Source organism: Hymenobacter agri, assembly GCF_054778495.1.
Genome location: NZ_BAAGZM010001250.1, coordinates 1 through 590, shown reverse-complemented (window position 1 = coordinate 590; position 590 = coordinate 1). Strand labels below are relative to the sequence as shown.

The 590-nt window shown below is 69.2% G+C and carries 1 protein-coding gene; it reads right to left on the bottom strand.

Annotated elements, in window-relative coordinates:
• Positions 1-590 (bottom strand): hypothetical protein (locus tag ACYVDE_RS25605; protein WP_460504320.1); only part of this gene is annotated, 590 nt, incomplete at both ends.

Here is a 590-nt window from a genome sequence, read left to right as displayed (position 1 = left end):
CGCGTGCGGCCAGCCGAATAGCGCCCGGGCCAGCAGCAGGCCCGTGCTGGCCTGCAGCAGCGCGGCCAGCCCCGCAAAGCCCCCGAGCAAATGCTGGTCCGTTTCGGATATATCGGTTGACGCGTTCGGGGCTGCCAGAACTGAGAGCAGCCGGTAGGCCCGGCGCAGAAATGCCACACTCAGCCAGCCGGTGAGGGTCAGCACCAGGGCGTCGCGGTACAGCTCGTGGGGTAGCACATTGGCGGTTTTCGCCCAGGCACCCAGCAGCAGGCCACCCCCAGCCAGGAAGGCTCCGGCTTGGGCAACGTGGTACAGCAGGGCCTCGCGCTGCCGGGCCGCCAGCAGGGCTACGGCCAGATTTTCGGCGTAGAGAATGCCCAGCACCACCGGCCAGCTCAGGCCCAGCTCGTGCAGGCCCAGCCCGGCCAGCAGTGCGAAAAACTGCGCCAGCAGCAGCTGTTGCTGCCACAGCCAGCCCGGCGTTTGGGACGCATTTCGTACCCAGGCCGCCAGGCCCAGAGCTCCACCCGCCAGGGCCAGCAGGGCGCCAAGCAGCAGCAGCGCCGGCACATCGGCCCAGCCAAAGAGCA